This window comes from Pedobacter cryoconitis (assembly GCF_001590605.1).
GTDB classification, from domain to species: domain Bacteria; phylum Bacteroidota; class Bacteroidia; order Sphingobacteriales; family Sphingobacteriaceae; genus Pedobacter; species Pedobacter cryoconitis_A.
The window spans coordinates 5,054,230-5,072,366 of sequence record NZ_CP014504.1; the positions used below are offsets into that span (position 1 = coordinate 5,054,230).

The window sequence follows — 18,137 nt, forward strand, 5'->3', positions numbered from 1 at the left end:
TTGTTTTTAATTATTTTAACAGCAATATAAAATGAGCAACTCAATTTTATACTTTTCTAAATGTATACAATTTGTCCTAACTTCACCACATGCCTCAACCACTTAAAATATTACAAGCATCTGCAGGCTCAGGTAAAACATTCAGCCTTACGGCACACTACCTAACACTCTTACTATCTGGGGAAACCAAGTACAGGGAGATTCTTGCGGTGACCTTTACCAATAAGGCAACTGAAGAGATGAAAACCCGTATTATGGAGGTGTTAAAAGGCTTTGCTACGGGCGATGATGAGGTTGAAGATTATAGAATCCTCGTTTTGCAGGCGCATCCTGATTTAGATGCAGCTACTTTACAAGAAAAATCAGCCCGGATTTATAAGCGGATACTTCACGATTACAGTCGTTTTTCAGTCAGTACAATTGATGGTTTCGTACAAAAAGTTATCCGTGGTTTTGCCTTTGAGTTAGGACTCGACTCTGGTTATAAACTGGAGATGAACTTTGACAAGGTCAAAAACGAACTGGCAGATAAACTGGATGAACAATTAGATGTCAATCCTGAATTATTGCAATGGATCATTGATCTCGCCTTAGACCGGATCAGCAATAATATCAGCTGGAATTACAGGACCGAATTAACAGACCTTGCCGGGGAAATATTTAAGGAACGTTATCAGCCATTTGACAATGCAATCCAGGCGCTGGTGCAGCATACAGATATGAATGTGCTGTTTGGAGATTACCATAAAGAAACCAAAAAACAGATCGCGCTATTTGAAGAGACCATTAAACAACTCTCTTTAAAAGCACTCAGTATTTTTGAAAATTCAGGAATTAGTCCGGATTTGTTGAAAGGAAAGTCAAGATCCCCGTTAAATAACCTGAAGAAAATTGCAGATGAAGACTTTGATAAAGTAGAAAGTCTAAGCAAGCTCATTGACGAACCCGAAGAATGGTTTAAACCAGGAAGCGATACCTCACTATATGACACACTGAATCCGGTAATCCGCGATTTATATCAGACTTATACCAATGGATTGCCTGACTATATCTTAGCACAGGCTTTCAATAAAAATTTATATTACCTGCGGCTGATGCAGGAAATGGCTATCCTGTTAAAAACTTACCGGGAAGAAAGTGGTAGTTTACTCATCAGTGATGCACAAAACCTGCTGAAAGGGATTACGGGTGAAGATGATGATAACCCCGCATTTATCTGGGAAAAGACAGGCAGCCGTTACCGTCACTTCTTATTTGACGAATTTCAGGATACTTCAGCCAATCAATGGGGTAACTTCAGGCCGCTATTGAAAAATGCGATGGCAGAAGCAAATGGGAAACTTATTGATCATTTGATCGTAGGGGATGTAAAACAATCTATTTACCGGTGGCGAAATGGCGATTGGAATATTCTTCACCAGGAAGCTAAAAAAGATATCGGGAGTACTTATGTCACAGATTCCAGCCTGGAAGAGAATTACAGGAGTACCAAAAACATTATTAATTTCAATAATATCCTGTTCAAGGCACTGCCAATCCTGATGCAGAAAAACATCAATACGACAGTAGAAGCACAAACAACTAATCTGACACTCAATGAATGGTGGGAAGAGAAAGGCTTCAGCCATATTATTACCGATGTTTATGCAGAAGCAGAACAAAAACTTACCCCAAGAACAGCAGATGGGGGGACTATCGATTTTAATGTTTTAAGAACAGATGAAAATGATGCCCCATTAAATAAAACAAGCTTTAAGACAGCGGCGCTTCGTAAAATGGTCGAAACGCTCAAACGTCTTTTAATAGAAGAAAAACGTTACCAGGCGGGAGATACCTGTGTATTGGTACGTTCTAATTCAGAAGCGATTGCAGTAGTAGATATATTGATGGAAAACAACATCAATGTAATTTCTGGAGAAGCATTGCTTATTGAGAACAATACGGCAGTAAAAATATTAATTGATACTTTAATGGTGATGGCAGGAATGCCTTCCAATACCGCTTTATACAAAGCTAACTGTATCAGTTTATATGCACAGCTCCAACAACGTACCCTTGACCCTGCTTCTTTATTTAATCTGAAAAGTAAACAGCTGGAAGAATTAACCGGAATATTGCCTGCTGATTTATGTATGCACTGGCGCAGCTGGATGCAGCAACCACTACCCGAATTACTCGAAAAACTGATTTCTGCTTATGGATTAAATGAAACAGCCTATGCAAACCATCTGCCGTATCTGTTTGCTTTGAGAGATTTGGCAGGGAATGTTGGCCGTCAGGGAGAAAAAGGGATTACTTCATTCTTGAAATACTGGAAAGAAGAAGGGAGCAGGAAAACCCTGCCTTCTTCCGACCGTACTGATGCAGTACAGGTGATTACAATCCATAAATCAAAAGGGCTCGCATTTAAAGTGGTGATGATTCCTTTTTGTAACTGGGATATCAATGGCAAGATCAATACGATATTTTGGGTGCCAGCTGCAAATACCCCCTACCATCAGCTGCAAAGTATCCCGCTCAAATATACTTCGTCTTTAGGGGCATCGGCCGTTGCCATTCCTTATTATGAAGAATTACTTTATAACAATATGGATGCTTTAAATATGCTTTATGTAGCCACAACGCGTACAAAAGAATATTTATATATGAGCTGTCTGGGTAAGAAATCAGAGAGTGTCAGTACCATCGGTGACCTGTTAATCCGGATCTTTGAAGATCAGCTGTCTCCAGAAGGACAATTTCTTTTAGAAGAAGAGGTTATTAAAAAGGGATCGGGAAAAGCATCAGTGCACCTGAGCCCGGAGATTATTGATTTGAAAGAATACCCACTGTCAGGAAGGCTCAGTGAAGTTTTTAACAGTGACCTGAGAAAGAAAGAGATTGATATGCTATTAAATGACAGTGCTGGCAGGGAAGGCAGTATTTTACATGAAGTGCTCGCCCGCGCTGCAGCTATCCAGGATATTGATGAAGTTTTAGGACAAATGCTGACTGAAGGCTTTTTTAAAGAAAAAGAAGTTGCAGGCTTCAGAAAGCAAGCTATAATTGTTTTAGAACATGAAGCGCTTCAAAATCTGTTGCTGAACAGTACACAAAGTGTTAGTGAAAAGAGTATTATTGATATTACGGGCAAAAGTTACCGTCCGGATAAAGTCTTGTTTACGGAAACAGAAGTGATCGTGATTGACTATAAATTCACTAAAAAACAAAGCCGTAATCATGTGAGGCAAGTACATGGCTATCGCGACCTTTTACAAGAAATGGGTTATCCGAAAGTAAGTGCCTATTTATTTTATGCCACGATTGGCGAATTGATTTTAGTATAACAGCCAGTTTAAAACATGAAAGCATTTTTAAAAGAAGTTGCAGAAGATTTAGTGGACAGGTTAGGCAATACGCTGCACAATGCTGCCGTAATCTTTAACAATAAAAGGCCTGTACCTTATCTGCAGCATCATTTGGCAGATACTATTGGTAAACCTTTCTGGAGTCCGTCATTTTATACCATACAGGAGTTTTTTGCCTTATCTACAGATTTACTGATCGCAGATGGCTTTACACAGTTTTTTACGTTGCATCAGCAATACAATGAACTCCTGAAAGCAGAAGGAGCGAAAGAAATCAATCCGGATGTCTTTTATCCTATCGCAAGAATTATATTAAGCGATTTTGCCCAAATAGACAATGACCTGGTTAATGCAGATCAATTATTTGAGGAATTAGAAGATATCGCAGTCATTGAAAAAGACTTTCAGCACCTCACCCTAGAACAACAACAATTTCTAGAGCAATTCTGGACTTCATTTTCTACTGGAAAGCAGAAAAATCACCAGGAGCAATTTATCAGGATGTGGCGAAGGATGCCTAAATTATACCGGGGCTTTCATGAGGCTTTGGCTTTAAAAGGGCTCACTTCGATGGCACATGTATACCGGAAGCTAGCAAATGGTACGGCAGATAAACCAGGCTTTATTGATGATTTTGCCAAGGGTAAATTGGTCTTTGCCGGGTTCAACGCCTTAAGCAATGCTGAAGCCGTAATTTTTAAACGGTGGAATGAAGCTGAGAAAGCACTCTTCTATTTTGACACAGATACTTATTATATGGAGGATGATACGCAGGAAGCGGGATTATTCCTTCGTAAAAATATTCAAAGACTGGGCTTGCCTAATGCGCTTGGTCAAAGCAGGCCTTTGATCAAGGCAGTGCAGAAGGAAGTTAAAGTTTATAAAACACAAGGCCAGACTGCACAGGCAAAGATTTTGCAACTGGAGCTGGAAGAAGATTATCCAATACTGGACGCTGCAGATAATGCGGGCAAAATAGCCTTAATCCTTGCGGATGAAAGTTTATTATTACCTGTTCTGCAGACTATCCCAACACATTATGACGCAGAAGGGAAACGTACCGCGGTAGACCTGAACGTAACGATGGGGTATCCGCTATTGGCGACCTCTATTTTTGGATTGGCAGATATATGGCTTTCTGTACAATCTCAGCTGGCAGGTGGAAAAAAAGATACCGTTAACCATAGAGAGGTAGAAGCTTTTTTATCGCATCCGCTGATTGGTATTCCACAAGAAACAAGAAATACTTTACAACTTGAAATTTTAGCCAAACAGTTAATCGAAGTTGATATTCCCTTATTGCAGCGTTCCGGAGCATTAGCCCAGCTGTTTTTTACCAAAAGAAATACTGCGGCTTCGGCTATCGTAAATCTTCAGGAGGTTTTTAAAGCCGTTTTAACACAGCAGGTAGAAGAAAAGACCTTAAAGCAAACAGAGGTAGATTTATTTATCGCCACGATCAAAGAATTGAACCGTTTGCATGATACCCTGGCAGAGTTTGCTGCGCGATTACCTTTACCATTCGTTTTATCCCTGATTCAAAAAGCAGTACAGGGAATTGCGGTTCCTTTAAGTGGAGAACCTTTAGAAGGCGTACAAGTGATGGGTTTACTGGAAAGCAGAAGCCTGGATTTTGATCATGTCTATATATTAGGTGTAAATGAGGGGATTTTACCACAAGTAAGCGCATCTCCAAGCTTTATTCCTGATAGTATCAGAAGAGCTTACGGGCTGCCGGTTATTGAGAATCAGGATGCAATCTCGGCCTATATGTTTTACAGGCTGCTGCAACGTTCAAGAAAAATAAGCCTGGTTTACAATGGTCAGGCAGATGACAATACAACAGGAGAGCCCAGCAGGTTTCTACGTCAGCTGGAGTTTGAAAGTGGCTATAGCTTCAAATACTACGACCAGTCACAATCCGTAACGACAGAACACCCTGTTACAGTTCAGATTAAAAAAGAAGGTGACGTTCTGAAACGTTTAACACTTTATCTGGACCAGCAAGATCCTTCAGTAAGGATTTCGGCCACAGCGATCACCACTTATATGAATTGTCCGGTACAGTTCTTTTATAAATATATTGCTAAAATAGAGGAGCCGAAAGAACTTTCAGAGAACCTGGAAGCGAATTATATTGGTTCTATGCTCCACTTTGTGCTGGAGAAATTCTACGAAGAACTGAAAGCAGAAAGTCCTTATATCACGAAAGAGCGGATTGTTGCCCATCGCAAAAACCTGCCACGCTTAACTGAACTGGCTTTTGTGAAAGTGATGTACGATGATGAAAAACAGGTGTTGTCGGCAAATGGGATGCAGCAAGTGGTATTGGCTATTGTGACTGAATATGCGAATGTAATTCTTGACCATGATGAAAAAGAAGCTCCGTTTTCTATTATTGGGCTGGAGAGTAAGGATGAGATCTATTTCAAAATCCATGTAGCAGGTGTAGAAAGGCAGGTTACCTTACATGGGATTATTGATAGAGTGGATCAGAAAAATGGAGTAACACGGGTGGTTGATTATAAAACCGGACGTGATGAACTTCAATATAGTTCACTGGAAGAGATTTTTGATGCGGAAACTGACAAGCAGAATAAGGCATTAATCCAAACTCTTTTTTATACTTATGTTTATGAACAGTCCAGAGGGATAACGGATATGGAACCTAACTTATACCTGATCCGCAAGATGCGAAAAGAAGGTACATTGTTTAACTTTTCTGAAGGAAGAGGTAAAAAGTTGCAGTTACAGGCCGAATATTTAGTGGACCTGAAAAAAGATTTTAGCCGTTTACTACGGGAGAAACTAGAGGAATTATTTGACCCGGAAATCCCTTTTATACATACTACACTAGCCGATAATTGTACATATTGTCCTTATTTGTCCCTTTGTGGTAAGTAGGGCTACAATAGCGTTAATAATAATCGCTTTGTAATGTAATTAAAACAAACTTTATTATTACGTTACAATAGTTATATTTGCCGGCAGTTAACATTTGAATATACAATGAGAGAGATTCAATTTAGAGAAGCTTTGCGTGAAGCTTTGAGCGAAGAAATGCGTAAGAATGAAAACGTATTCTTAATGGGCGAAGAAGTTGCGCAATACAATGGTGCATACAAAGTAAGTCAGGGAATGCTTGATGAGTTTGGTGACAAACGTATCATCGATACCCCAATTGCTGAGCTTGGTTTTACCGGTATCGGTATTGGTGCTGCAATGAATGGGTTAATTCCAATCATAGAATTTATGACATTCAACTTCTCCCTGGTTGCAATCGATCAGATTATCAACGGAGCTGCAAAAATGTTATCCATGAGCGGTGGTCAGTTTTCTATTCCAATCGTATTCCGTGGCCCAACAGGTAATGCAGGTCAGTTAGGTGCACAACACTCTCAGAATTTTGAGAACTGGTATGCAAACTGTCCAGGTTTGAAGGTTGTTATTCCTTCAACTCCTTACGAAGCTAAAGGTTTATTAAAACAAGCTATCATTGATCCGGATCCAGTTATTTTCATGGAATCTGAGGTGATGTATGGTGATAAAGGTGAAGTTCCTGAAGAGGAATATTACCTGCCAATCGGAAAAGCAAGAATCGTTCAGGAAGGTACTGATGTAACTATCGTTACTTTTGGTAAAATGCTGACACGTGTTGTAAACCCGGCTGTAGAAGAATTAACTAAAGAAGGAATCAGTGTTGAAGTTATCGATTTACGTACTGTACGTCCTATCGATTATCCTGCAATCATTGAATCTGTTAAGAAAACAAACCGTTTAGTAATTGTTGAAGAAGCGTGGCCATTGGCTTCAATTTCTTCTGAAATTGCTTTCAACGTACAAAAAAATGCATTTGATCATTTAGATGCACCAGTTTTGCGTATTACTTGTGCTGATGTACCATTACCATATGCACCAACTTTAATCGCTGCCAGCTTACCAAATGCTGAACGTGTAATTAAAGCAGTGAAAGAAGTAATGTACGTAACAAAATAAGTTATTAAGAATTGTTGATATATAATCCCGCTGGCTAACCCCATGCGGGATTTTTTGTTTTTTACCTTTACCAGGAAGAAATATAAATTCACAGAAACTGACTTACCGAAGCTGTTTCTTAAAACATCACCCAATATTTTAACATGAATAATCACTCAAAGATTATTGCTGCAGAACTAGCAGTCTCAGAAAAACAGGTTATTGCAACTATTGAATTATTAGATGAAGGAGCGACTGTACCTTTTATTTCCCGTTACCGTAAAGAGGTGACCGGGAGTTTAGATGAGGTACAGGTAGCTGCGGTTCGTGACCGTTTCCAGCAACTACGTGAGTTAGACAAAAGACGTGAGGCTATTCTGAAAGCACTGACCACGCTGGGTAAATTAACGCCAGAGCTTGAAGCTCAGCTTAATGCAGCTGAAAACATCACAACTATTGAAGACATCTATCTTCCTTATAAACCAAAAAGGAAAACAAGAGCTTCTGAAGCCAGGCGTAAAGGTTTGGAGCCTTTAGCACTGCTAATTTTTGAACAGGGTAAATTAAACCCTGACGAAGAAGCGGCTAAATATCTGAATACAGAGCTTGGTGTGGAGAATACGGAAGAAGCTTTGGCGGGTGCAAGAGATATTATTGCAGAAATGATCAACGAAAATGCAGAAGTCCGTACAGACATGCGTCAGTATTTTCAGCAGAAAGCAATCATGAAGTCTTCTGTAATTAAAGGGAAAGAAGAAGAGGGGATAAAATATAAGGATTATTTCGAGTGGCAAGAATCAGTAAAATCTGCACCTTCTCACCGTGTTTTAGCAATGAGACGCGGCGAAAATGAATCTATACTGAAATTAGAGGCTATGCCTGAAGAGGATGGTGCGATTGCAATTTTGGAAAAGCAGATTATTCAAGGGAATGGTGCTGCTTCTAAACAAGTAGAATTGGCCTTACATGACTGTTACAAACGTCTGTTAGGCCCGGCAATGGAAACAGAACTTCGCTTGTTAGCTAAACAAAAAGCAGATGAAGAAGCAATCCGTGTATTTGCCGAAAATGCAAGGCAATTATTACTGGCTGCACCAATGGGCCAGAAAAATGTGTTAGCAGTTGATCCGGGTTTCCGTACAGGTTGCAAAGTGGTATGCCTGGACAGACAGGGTAAATTAGTAGAGAATACAACAATCTATCCGCATACTGGACAAGGAAATATAAAAAATGCTGCGGATGCGATCCAAAAACTTTGTGTTAAACATGAAGTGGAAGCTATTGCGATTGGAAATGGTACCGCAGGAAGAGAAACTGAGACTTTTATCAGAGGATTAAACTTGCAAGGTGTTCTGATTGTAATGGTGAATGAAAATGGTGCTTCTATTTATTCTGCATCAGAAGTTGCCCGTGAAGAATTTCCAACTCAGGATATTACTGTGCGTGGTGCTGTTTCAATTGGCCGCAGGTTAATGGATCCTTTGGCTGAATTGGTTAAAATTGATCCTAAATCTATTGGAGTTGGACAATATCAGCACGATGTAGATCAGACTAAGCTTCAGCAATCGCTGGATGATACCGTAATAAGTTGTGTAAACGCAGTTGGTGTGGAATTAAATACAGCTTCAAAACAAGTTTTAGCCTACGTTTCTGGATTAGGACCGCAGTTGGCACAAAATATTGTGACTTATAGAAATGAGCACGGTGCGTTCAAAAATCGTGAGAGTTTAAAGAAAGTTCCACGTTTAGGAGATAAGGCTTATGAGCAGGCGGCTGGTTTCTTAAGAATCAGAGATGCGGCTATGGTATTGGATGCAAGTGGTGTTCACCCGGAGCGTTACGCTTTGGTGAATCAGATGGCTAAAGATTTAGGTCATTCTGTAGACGAGCTTTTAAAAGATGTAAAGCTTCAGAAGCAGATCAAGTTGCCGCAATATATTAGTGAAAATGTGGGTTTACCTACATTAAATGATATCATGAAAGAATTAGCTAAACCTGGAAGAGATCCCAGGGAAGCTTTTGAGGCATTCAGTTTTACGGATGGTGTGAATGAGATTAATGATTTAAAGGTAGGTATGAAGTTATGGGGTATTGTAACTAACATTACCAATTTTGGTGCTTTTGTTGATATAGGTGTACATCAGGATGGTTTAGTCCATACCAGTCAGTTAGCTGATAAATTTGTGGCTAATCCTAATGACGTAGTTAAAGTTAGCCAGAAGGTAGAAGTGACCGTCAAAGAGATTGATGTGGTACGGAAACGTATTTCTTTATCTATGAAAAGCGAAAATGCAGCTAAACCTGCTGCACGTGCTAAAGTAGAGCGGCCTGCTACCCAGAGAAAGCCTGAAAACAACAGGGCTGAACCGGCCAATAGATCTCAGCATAACAAACCAAAGCCTCAGCAAGCAAAAGTACAACCGGAAGGTGATTTGCAAATGAAGCTGGAAGCTTTGAAAAATAAGTTTAAATAATATAACGTTTTTATAACCAGGTTCCCTGTAAATGGCGCCATGTTATTTTTCCCTCCCCATCAGCAATAAATAAGGCATTAGATCTGCGGTTATTTGTTGCTAATGGGGGTTTTTGCATTTCATGATACACGATGATAGCCATATGGTCTGCCGAATAACTCACGATGAACTGACCTGTTACAGCAGAAAATCCAGGTTTGGTACCAAATACTGTGGGTAACCAGGTGGCCAGATCCTCCTGTTTTTTAACAGATCCGTCTGGCGTTACCATGATAAAGTCCTGATGCAAACTTCCTGATACTTCATTTATATCTGCTTTGCTGATTTCTCCTCTAAATCGTAAAGTGATTGCCTGGTTAAAATCGTGAACCTTGTTAAGGCGTGGATTGGGGAGTATTGTGCTCATGTTCTCCAATATTTCAAGCTGGTTACTGGCAGGGTTCTGTAGCAGTTTGAAGCGCCTTTGATACGGGTTTGATACGGGTTTGAAACGCCTCGACCCGTATCAAACCCGTATCAAAGGCGCTTCAAACCCGTATCAAACTGCAAGACAACCCAGCTAGTATAGGGCTTGAACAATAGTTGAAAAGGGCTTTAAGGTTAATTTGAACAAGTGAAAGGTTCTTTTTGGTGTCTTATTAATATTTTTTTAGGGTTTTGTTTAGATTTGAGATTGATTACCAAATCAGTATTTGGTATAAATTCTTTGTTTTGGATGTGCTAAAGACGGAATTACCAAGTATTGATGGGCGTTTGTGTTTTGCATGTACAGGGTTTGTACCAGCTGTTGAATTTTTTTTAGTTGGAAATCATGCAGTTAGGGGATGTATACAATTATTAGTGTGATATTGTTTGGTAGGTGGGATAATTTTCCTACTTTTGCATCCCGCTTCGGAGGAAGGGAAACAGTGAAAAGGATACAGTGAAGGAGATTGAAAGGATGTAAAGTAGAGGTTGTTGTTAAGCTTCAGAAAGGAATTAAAACTTTCTAAAAATAAAAAAGAAAAAGCTTGACAGAACGAAAAATATTTCTACCTTTGCAGTCCCAACAAAAACGGGAAGATCACTAACGGATGTTAGCAGGTCACAATTACAAGACTGAAACGATGAGGCGCTGTAAAGCAATTCATTGCAACATATAAAGGCAACCGTGAGGTGCTGCCGAGAAGTTCATTAAAGAGATGTCATTTACAAACGTAGCGAGGTAAACACGTACAAGTTCAAAGTACATGAACCGCGCGAGTTTTTTAAGTCTGTTCTGACAGACAAATAAGAATAAGACTATTATTAATACAAGTTAAGAATGGTCAGCGTTCAAACATAACATTTTACAATGGAGAGTTTGATCCTGGCTCAGGATGAACGCTAGCGGCAGGCCTAATACATGCAAGTCGAACGATACTCTTTAGCTTGCTAAGGAGGAAAGTGGCGCACGGGTGCGTAACGCGTATGCAACCTACCTTAATCAGGGGGATAGCCCGAAGAAATTCGGATTAACACCGCATAAAATCACAGCACAGCATTGTGCAATGATCAAATATTTATAGGATTAAGATGGGCATGCGTGACATTAGTTAGTTGGCGGGGTAACGGCCCACCAAGACCACGATGTCTAGGGGATCTGAGAGGATGACCCCCCACACTGGTACTGAGACACGGACCAGACTCCTACGGGAGGCAGCAGTAAGGAATATTGGTCAATGGAGGCAACTCTGAACCAGCCATGCCGCGTGCAGGAAGACAGCCCTCTGGGTCGTAAACTGCTTTTATTCGGGAATAAACCTATCTACGTGTAGATAGCTGAATGTACCGAAGGAATAAGGATCGGCTAACTCCGTGCCAGCAGCCGCGGTAATACGGAGGATCCAAGCGTTATCCGGATTTATTGGGTTTAAAGGGTGCGTAGGCGGCTTTTTAAGTCAGGGGTGAAAGACGGTGGCTCAACCATCGCAGTGCCCTTGATACTGAAGAGCTTGAATGAACTAGAGGTAGGCGGAATGTGACAAGTAGCGGTGAAATGCATAGATATGTCACAGAACACCGATTGCGAAGGCAGCTTACTATGGTTAAATTGACGCTGAGGCACGAAAGCGTGGGGATCAAACAGGATTAGATACCCTGGTAGTCCACGCCCTAAACGATGAATACTCGCTGTTAGCGATACACAGTTAGCGGCTAAGCGAAAGCGTTAAGTATTCCACCTGGGGAGTACGGTCGCAAGATTGAAACTCAAAGGAATTGACGGGGGCCCGCACAAGCGGAGGAGCATGTGGTTTAATTCGATGATACGCGAGGAACCTTACCCGGGCTTGAAAGTTAGTGAATCATTTAGAGATAGATGAGTCCGCAAGGACACGAAACTAGGTGCTGCATGGCTGTCGTCAGCTCGTGCCGTGAGGTGTTGGGTTAAGTCCCGCAACGAGCGCAACCCCTATGTTTAGTTGCCAGCACGTCAAGGTGGGGACTCTAAACAGACTGCCTGTGCAAACAGAGAGGAAGGAGGGGACGACGTCAAGTCATCATGGCCCTTACGTCCGGGGCTACACACGTGCTACAATGGATGGTACAGAGGGCAGCAAGCTGGTAACAGCAAGCAAATCTCCAAAAGCCATTCACAGTTCGGATAGAGGTCTGCAACTCGACCTCTTGAAGTTGGATTCGCTAGTAATCGTATATCAGCAATGATACGGTGAATACGTTCCCGGGCCTTGTACACACCGCCCGTCAAGCCATGGAAGTTGGGGGTACCTAAAGTATGTAACCGCAAGGAGCGTCCTAGGGTAAAACCGATAACTGGGGCTAAGTCGTAACAAGGTAGCCGTACCGGAAGGTGCGGCTGGAATACCTCCTTTCTGGAGTAAGACAGATTACTCGCTGCGTAAATGATATACCAATGAAACTCTAACACATAGAGTAACTAAGTATATAAGTAAATGACAATAAAATCTCAAAAAGAAAAACCCATAGGATGAAACATCAACATGAGTGTTGTTCACCTGCTGAAAGAAGGAATTGACCGAGGAAAAGGAATTGTGCTGAGACACCTCAACAACAACCCTGACCCAGGAAAATAGTCCCGTAGCTCAGTTGGTTAGAGCACTACACTGATAATGTAGGGGTCAGCAGTTCAAATCTGCTCGGGACTACATTATATATTCTAAGGGGGATTAGCTCAGCTGGCTAGAGCGCCTGCCTTGCACGCAGGAGGTCAACGGTTCGACTCCGTTATTCTCCACGATTGGCCCGTAGTTAAGATAAAAGCTACAGGAAATAGACGCCTTAAAAGCGTTGGGACAATAAAGTTCTTTGACATATTGGAAGAAGTTAATAAAGAAGAGCAAACAACAATAGAGACGTTGTTAGCTTGAAGGGAAGTAAAAGTGCTTGCACCGATACCAACTGTAAGGTTAATAACAGAATAAAAAAGCATTTCCATAGGCGCAAAAGGCTATGGAGAGAAGAAAGTAAGAAAGAGTACACAGGGGATGCCTTGGCTCTCAGAGGCGATGAAGGACGTGATAAGCTGCGATAAGCTCCGGGGATTAGCAAATATGAATTAATCCGGAGATTTCCGAATGGGGAAACCTGGCTAGTTGAAGACTAGTCGCATTACGATGCGCAAACCTGCCGAACTGAAACATCTAAGTAAGCAGAGGAAGAGAAAATAATAATGATTTCCTAAGTAGTGGCGAGCGAACGGGAAAGAGCCCAAACCAGTTATGTTACGGCATAGCTGGGGTTGTAGGACTACGATATGGCATTAATGAAATGAAGTGGAACAGGATGGGAAGCCTGGCAAAATAGCGTGAGAGCCGCGTACACGTAAGTAACATTAGTCTAGTAGTATCCTGAGTACCGCGAGGTCGGAGACGCCTTGTGGGAATCTGCCGGCACCATCCGGTAAGGCTAAATACTCCTGAGAGACCGATAGTGAACCAGTACCGTGAGGGAAAGGTGAAAAGAACCCCGAACAGGGGAGTGAAATAGAACCTGAAACTGTGTACTTACAAGCGGTCGGAGCGTCCAGGTGGCGTGACGGCGTGCCTTTTGCATAATGAGCCTACGAGTTACTCTTCTCTGGCAAGGTTAAGTGTTTAAGACACGCAGCCGAAGCGAAAGCGAGTCTGAATAGGGCGTATAGTCAGGGGAGGTAGACGCGAAACCTTGTGATCTACCCATGGACAGGTTGAAGGTGCGGTAACACGTACTGGAGGACCGAACCGATAAACGTTGAAAAGTTTCCGGATGATCTGTGGGTAGGGGTGAAAGGCTAATCAAACTGGGAAATAGCTCGTACTCCCCGAAATGTTTTTAGGAACAGCGTGGTGGTCAAGTTTATTAGAGGTAGAGCTACTGATTGGGTGCGGGGGAGTCAAATCCTACCAAATCCAGACAAACTCCGAATGCTAATAAATATACACTGCAGTGAGGCCCGGGGTGCTAAGGTCACGGGCCGAGAGGGAAAGAACCCAGACCATCAGCTAAGGTCCCCAAGTTACTACTAAGTTGAACTAACGAGGTGCGATTGCCTAGACAGCTAGGATGTTGGCTTGGAAGCAGCCATTCATTTAAAGAGTGCGTAACAGCTCACTAGTCGAGCGATCGTGCATGGATAATAAACGGGCATAAAGTAGTACACCGAAGCTATGGGTAATATTAAATATTACGGTAGGGGAGCATTCCAGCGGCAGCGAAGTTATGACGTAAGTTGTGGTGGAGCTTCTGGAAAAGCAAATGTAGGCATAAGTAACGATAAGGCAGGCGAGAAACCTGCCCACCGAAAGGATAAGGTTTCCTGATCAACGCTAATCGGATCAGGGTTAGTCGGGGCCTAAGGAGAACCCGAAGGGGAAATTCGATGGACAACTGGTTAATATTCCAGTACTTTTTATAACTGCGATGTGGGGACGGAGTAGTGACACTGCCGCGATCTGACGGAATAGATCGTTAAAGACTGTAGGTATTGGAGAGGTAGGCAAATCCGCCACTCTAGCTGAAGGTCGATAGTACCGCAAGCCTTCGGGTAAGTGGATAGCGCAGGTAATCAGACTTCCAAGAAAAACCGCTAAGCTTCAGGTTATAAAAACCCGTACCGCAAACCGACACAGGTATCCGGGAAGAGAATTCTAAGGTGCTCGAGTGAATCATGGCTAAGGAACTCGGCAAAATGGCCCTGTAACTTCGGGAGAAGGGGCGCTGACAGCAATGTCAGCCGCAGTGAAAAGGCCCAGGCGACTGTTTAACAAAAACACATGGCTTTGCAAAATCGAAAGATGAAGTATAAGGCCTGACACCTGCCCGGTGCTGGAAGGTTAAGAGGGGATGTCATCTGTTAAAGGAGAAGCATTGAATCGAAGCCCCAGTAAACGGCGGCCGTAACTATAACGGTCCTAAGGTAGCGAAATTCCTTGTCGGGTAAGTTCCGACCTGCACGAATGGTGTAACGATCTGGGCGCTGTCTCAGCCATGAGCTCGGTGAAATTGTGGTCCCGGTGAAGACGCCGGGTACCCGCAACGGGACGGAAAGACCCCATGCACCTTCACTACAATTTAACATTGACATTGGATACAGGATGTGTAGGATAGGTGGGAGACTATGAAGGGGCGTCGCTAGGCGTTCTGGAGTCAACGTTGAAATACCACCCTTTTTGTATTCGGTGTCTAACCCTTGAATGAGGGGACATTGTTTGATGGGTAGTTTGACTGGGGTGGTCGCCTCCAAAAAGGTAACGGAGGCTTTCAAAGGTAAGCTCAATACGCTTGGTAACCGTATGAGGAGTGCAATAGCATAAGCTTGCTTGACTGTGAGGCAGACAAGCCGAGCAGGGTCGAAAGACGGATATAGTGATCCGGTGGTTCTGCATGGAAGGGCCATCGCTCAAAGGATAAAAGGTACGCTGGGGATAACAGGCTGATCTCCCCCAAGAGCTCATATCGACGGGGAGGTTTGGCACCTCGATGTCGGCTCGTCACATCCTGGGGCTGGAGAAGGTCCCAAGGGTTCGGCTGTTCGCCGATTAAAGTGGCACGCGAGCTGGGTTCAGAACGTCGCGAGACAGTTCGGTCCCTATCTGTTGTGGGCGTAGGAATTTTGAGTGGGGCTGACCTTAGTACGAGAGGACCGGGTTGGACTAACCTCTAGTGAATCTGTTGTTCCGCCAGGGGCATTGCAGAGTAGCTACGTTGGGAATAGATAAGCGCTGAAAGCATCTAAGTGCGAAACTAGCCACGAGATGAGAATTCCATATAGGACCGTAGCAGACTACTACGTTGATAGGTTACAGATGTAAAGCTGGTGACAGCATAGTCGAGTAATACTAATCATCCGAAGCTTTCAAGAGCAATAAACTGTTGTTTGTTCTTCATAACTAACTTCTTTCAATAATATGTCATCGTTTGATACCCGCCCTGCAAACAGCAGAGCAGGAGCAGACCATTACAATATCAATCGAGCAATCGCTGTAGAAAGCGATCAAACAAAAGCTGGATAAAGACATTTAGGTGCCTATATCGGTGGTGTCCACCTCTTCCCATTCCGAACAGAGAAGTTAAGCCCACCAGAGCCGATGGTACTGCGGTAACACGTGGGAGAGTAGGTCGGTGCCAAATCTTAAAGAAAGCCTGTAGGAAACTGCAGGCTTTTCTTGTTTACAGACTTTTTTGTAAATCAACACTACAGCTTTTTTGGCATTGATCTCTTTTTTGTAAACAAGCACTGCAGCACCCTATCCACCATTCTTATGAATTCAATTCACCGCTTGGGAGGTTTAAAGACTTTTTGTAAATCAGCGCTGCAGCTATTATTGATGAATGTGTTTAAATCTATTTTATCTCTGATATCAATAAAGGGAGAACTCAAAACGTTATCTCCCATTATAAGCCCTCTAACACATTATCTATAATTAATCGCCATTGGTATCACTCTACAATTATAGTGTGGGGGATTCGAACTCCGGACTGGCCGGGCTCCTGGATCAGTAGAAACTTCAATACTATTCCCTGAACTTTGAGAAAGATAATTTATATCTTTAATTTGATGAAACGATCAATCCTCTATATGCGGGGCAGAATGCAATTGGCATTTTTGATAGGACTGCTATTATCTGTTCAGTTCTTCGATAGAAAGGCTGAATCCCTTGGCTAATCTTTATATCATATCTGGTTGCAATGGTGCAGGTAAAACTACCGCGAGTAATACTATCCTGCCAGAAATCTTAAATTGTATGGAGTTTGTGAATGCTGATAACATTGCCTGCGGCCTATCCCCTTTTAATCCTGAAAGCGTAGCTTTTGAAGCTGGTAGAATTATGCTCAAACGTATCCGTGAATTAATGGTAGCCGGGGCTGATTTTGGATTTGAAACTACATTGGCCAGCCGAAGTTATGTTTCCGTGGTTAAACAGGCGAAACTGCTGGATTACAAGGTCAGCCTATTGTACTTTTGGTTAAGTTCTCCAAATCTGACCGTAGAGCGTGTTGCTAAGCGGGTGAGCAATGGAGGACATCATATTCCTGCAAATGTAATAGAGCGCAGATATTACCGGGGCATTTATAATTTATATAACCTGTATATGCCATTATGTGATGAGTGGACAATCGTAAACAATATGGACCTGATACCTGAAGTGATTGCCAAGTATGACAGCTTTGGAAAAACAGTATTTAATAACGAACTTTGGAATACGCTCATTAAACAGAAAAATCATGGAAAGACCTGATTCTTTAATTCAAGATGGCACGTTTACTGATAAGGTAATGGTTGGTCTTAAACAAGCTTTGCGTAAGCTGGCTGAGGAAGCTGCTGTAAATAACGAGGATCTTGTTATTGGTGATAAGGAGGGAAATGCTAAATCTGTGCCTGCCAAAGATCTGCTGAAGACATTATCTAAATAATTCATCATCTGATAAACTATTAATCAATTAGTATCTATATTCTTCTCTAATACCTATCCCTCTCAGGTATCAATAATATTCTTTTATAGGTTTTAATTTATAATAATCTTATTCCTATTGCTTGTTTTATCATTTTCATCTATACTGTATTACTAATTTTGATTATTATTCTTCCCGCTTACTTAATCTTTCGATAAAAAAATAGCGCTTAACAGATGGAAATGAGAAGAATCATGGGATTTGTCCTAATAAAGGATATTGATTTTTAGCTGGGTTTTCTGCTAAAAATACAGTTTATAAGTTCCTGTTATATTTGGTTTGAAGTTTTTGTGGTTGTAAACCATGCAGTTAGGGGATGTATACAATTATTCGTGTGATATTGTTTGGCGGATGGGATAATTTTCCTACTTTTGCATCCCGCTTCGGAGGAAGGGAAACAGTGAAAAGG

7 protein-coding genes, 2 tRNA genes and 3 rRNA genes are annotated in these 18,137 nt (G+C 41.9%); 11 read left to right on the forward strand and 1 reads right to left on the reverse strand.

Features of this window, described 5'->3' with window-relative positions; genetic code table 11:
* The first annotated feature begins 89 nt into the window (after nt 1-89).
* From AY601_RS21415 to AY601_RS21430, 4 genes are all read left to right on the forward strand, one after another.
* Complete coding sequence (locus tag AY601_RS21415) at nt 90-3,326, forward strand: UvrD-helicase domain-containing protein (RefSeq protein WP_068404956.1); 3,237 nt, start codon at nt 90-92, stop codon at nt 3,324-3,326.
* A gap of 15 nt (nt 3,327-3,341) precedes the next feature.
* The gene (locus AY601_RS21420; protein ID WP_068404957.1) at nt 3,342-6,251 is read left to right on the forward strand and encodes a PD-(D/E)XK nuclease family protein; all 2,910 of its coding nucleotides are present in this window, start codon (nt 3,342-3,344) and stop codon (nt 6,249-6,251) included.
* Nucleotides 6,252-6,356: 105 nt separating this feature from the next.
* Nucleotides 6,357-7,343 carry a pyruvate dehydrogenase complex E1 component subunit beta gene (locus AY601_RS21425; protein WP_068404958.1) on the forward strand — a complete coding sequence of 329 codons (987 nt, stop codon included), beginning with the start codon at nt 6,357-6,359 and terminating at the stop codon, nt 7,341-7,343.
* 143 nt (nt 7,344-7,486) lie between these two features.
* Nucleotides 7,487-9,796 (forward strand): Tex family protein, encoded by a 2,310-nt coding sequence (locus tag AY601_RS21430; RefSeq protein ID WP_068404959.1) that lies wholly within the window; start codon nt 7,487-7,489, stop codon nt 9,794-9,796.
* A 10-nt stretch (nt 9,797-9,806) separates the two neighbouring features.
* Here the strand turns inward: AY601_RS21430 and AY601_RS21435 are convergent, their stop codons facing one another.
* Nucleotides 9,807-10,202, reverse strand: a complete 396-nt coding sequence (locus AY601_RS21435; protein WP_068404961.1) for a hypothetical protein — start codon at nt 10,200-10,202, stop codon at nt 9,807-9,809.
* A 924-nt stretch (nt 10,203-11,126) separates the two neighbouring features.
* Here AY601_RS21435 and AY601_RS21440 point away from each other — a divergent pair.
* The 7 genes from AY601_RS21440 (at nt 11,127) to AY601_RS21470 (ending at nt 17,689) form a co-directional block, all read left to right on the forward strand.
* Nucleotides 11,127-12,648: ribosomal RNA gene (locus tag AY601_RS21440) — 16S ribosomal RNA — on the forward strand.
* Between the two features lie 220 nt (nt 12,649-12,868).
* Nucleotides 12,869-12,942 (forward strand) — tRNA-Ile (locus AY601_RS21445).
* Between the two features lie 15 nt (nt 12,943-12,957).
* A tRNA-Ala gene (locus AY601_RS21450) sits at nt 12,958-13,031 on the forward strand.
* 223 nt (nt 13,032-13,254) lie between these two features.
* Nucleotides 13,255-16,136 (forward strand): 23S ribosomal RNA (locus AY601_RS21455).
* Nucleotides 16,137-16,293: 157 nt separating this feature from the next.
* Nucleotides 16,294-16,405, forward strand: a 5S ribosomal RNA gene (gene rrf, locus AY601_RS21460).
* Together the 16S, 23S and 5S rRNA genes with 2 tRNA genes alongside form the textbook arrangement of a ribosomal RNA operon.
* Before the next feature lie 527 nt (nt 16,406-16,932).
* A complete protein-coding gene (locus AY601_RS21465) occupies nt 16,933-17,514 on the forward strand; it encodes an AAA family ATPase (RefSeq protein WP_068404963.1) in 582 nt (193 codons plus the stop codon).
* On the forward strand, nt 17,501-17,689 hold the full coding sequence (locus AY601_RS21470) for a hypothetical protein (RefSeq protein ID WP_068404965.1): 189 nt from the start codon (nt 17,501-17,503) through the stop codon (nt 17,687-17,689). Before AY601_RS21465 ends, AY601_RS21470 begins: the two co-directional genes overlap by 14 nt.
* Nucleotides 17,690-18,137 lie beyond the last annotated feature (448 nt).

Bases quoted from the DNA above. Each gene is read 5' to 3' on its own strand.
- AY601_RS21415 (WP_068404956.1), top strand. From the start codon at position 90: ATGCCTCAACCACTTAAAATATTACAAGCATCTGCAGGCTCAGGTAAA.
- AY601_RS21420 (WP_068404957.1), top strand. From the start codon at position 3,342: ATGAAAGCATTTTTAAAAGAAGTTGCAGAAGATTTAGTGGACAGGTTA.
- AY601_RS21425 (WP_068404958.1), top strand. From the start codon at position 6,357: ATGAGAGAGATTCAATTTAGAGAAGCTTTGCGTGAAGCTTTGAGCGAA.
- AY601_RS21430 (WP_068404959.1), top strand. From the start codon at position 7,487: ATGAATAATCACTCAAAGATTATTGCTGCAGAACTAGCAGTCTCAGAA.
- AY601_RS21435 (WP_068404961.1), bottom strand. From the start codon at position 10,202: ATGAGCACAATACTCCCCAATCCACGCCTTAACAAGGTTCACGATTTT.
- AY601_RS21470 (WP_068404965.1), top strand. From the start codon at position 17,501: ATGGAAAGACCTGATTCTTTAATTCAAGATGGCACGTTTACTGATAAG.